This window comes from Colwellia sp. Bg11-12 (assembly GCF_014076955.1).
In the GTDB taxonomy this organism is placed as follows: domain Bacteria; phylum Pseudomonadota; class Gammaproteobacteria; order Enterobacterales; family Alteromonadaceae; genus Colwellia_A.
Window position 1 is genome coordinate 1 of record NZ_JACGUZ010000067.1, and the last position, 1,930, is coordinate 1,930.

The 1,930-nt window shown below is 48.3% G+C and carries 1 rRNA gene; it reads right to left on the reverse strand.

Annotated features, from left to right (window positions below):
• Nucleotides 1–79: 79 nt before the first annotated feature.
• Nucleotides 80–1,624: ribosomal RNA gene (locus tag H4J39_RS08560) — 16S ribosomal RNA — on the reverse strand.
• Between the last annotated feature and the right edge of the window lie 306 nt (nucleotides 1,625–1,930).

The window sequence follows — 1,930 nt, forward strand, 5'->3', positions numbered from 1 at the left end:
TTCTTCTAATTTGTTATCATGTAATTTGTGTAGACACTCGTGAAACCGAAGTTTCCATTAAACTGTTTTTACTTCAAGATAAGGAGGTGATCCAACCCCAGGTTCCCCTAGGGTTACCTTGTTACGACTTCACCCCAGTCATGAAACACAAAGTGGTGACCGTCCTCCCGAAGGTTAAACTAGCCACTTCTTTTGCATCCCACTCCCATGGTGTGACGGGCGGTGTGTACAAGGCCCGGGAACGTATTCACCGTAGCATTCTGATCTACGATTACTAGCGATTCCGACTTCATGGAGTCGAGTTGCAGACTCCAATCCGGACTACGACAAGCTTTGTGGGATTCGCTCCACCTCGCGGTATTGCTGCCCTCTGTACTTGCCATTGTAGCACGTGTGTAGCCCATCCCGTAAGGGCCATGATGACTTGACGTCGTCCCCACCTTCCTCCGGTTTATCACCGGCAGTCTCCTTAGAGTTCCCGCCATAACGCGCTGGCAAATAAGGATAGGGGTTGCGCTCGTTGCGGGACTTAACCCAACATTTCACAACACGAGCTGACGACAGCCATGCAGCACCTGTCTCACAGTTCCCGAAGGCACAAGTCTATCTCTAGTCTCTTCTGTGGATGTCAAGGGATGGTAAGGTTCTTCGCGTTGCATCGAATTAAACCACATGCTCCACCGCTTGTGCGGGCCCCCGTCAATTCATTTGAGTTTTAACCTTGCGGCCGTACTCCCCAGGCGGTCAACTTAATGCGTTAGCTCCGCTACCCACGGATCAAGTCCACAGACAGCTAGTTGACATCGTTTACGGCGTGGACTACCAGGGTATCTAATCCTGTTTGCTCCCCACGCTTTCGTGCCTCAGCGTCAGTATCTGTCCAGGTGGCCGCCTTCGCCACTGATGTTCCTTCCAATCTCTACGCATTTCACCGCTACACTGGAAATTCCACCACCCTCTACAGTACTCTAGTTTGCCAGTTCAAAATGCAGTTCCAAGGTTGAGCCCTGGGCTTTCACATCTTGCTTAACAAACCGCCTACGCACGCTTTACGCCCAGTAATTCCGATTAACGCTCGCACCCTCCGTATTACCGCGGCTGCTGGCACGGAGTTAGCCGGTGCTTCTTCTGTTGCTAACGTCATAGAATGCAGCTATTAACTACACTCCTTTCCTCACAACTGAAAGTGCTTTACAACCCGAAGGCCTTCTTCACACACGCGGCATGGCTGCATCAGGCTTTCGCCCATTGTGCAATATTCCCCACTGCTGCCTCCCGTAGGAGTCTGGGCCGTGTCTCAGTCCCAGTGTGGCTGATCATCCTCTCAAACCAGCTAGAGATCGTCGCCTTGGTGAGCCATTACCTCACCAACTAGCTAATCTCACTTGGGCTAATCAAATGGCAAGAGGTTCCGAAGAATCCCCCTCTTTGGTCCGTAGACGTTATGCGGTATTAGCAGTCGTTTCCAACTGTTGTCCCCCACCATATGGCATATTCCCAAGCATTACTCACCCGTCCGCCGCTCGTCAGCAAAGTAGCAAGCTACTCTCTGTTACCGCTCGACTTGCATGTGTTAAGCCTGCCGCCAGCGTTCAATCTGAGCCATGATCAAACTCTTCAATTAAAAAATCGTTTGTGATGCTTAGTCGAAACCAAGACATCTGCTCAATGAATTCTGTCGTGTTACCAACAACTCTTAAAAGAGAAGCAGTAACTACATAAAACGTACTAATCAAATTAATGATTAATACTTAATCTGTGTGACATCATTATTAAACTGTTTTACGTCTTTCCTTGCCTCTCGTGAGAGAATTAAGAACCGACTATGTAAAATCAATGTAATGTGAGTGTCCACACAAATTGCATGATAACTAATTGTTAAAGAACGTTAACTTAAAAAGTTAACCGAAACAAAATCTCATTCGCTTTG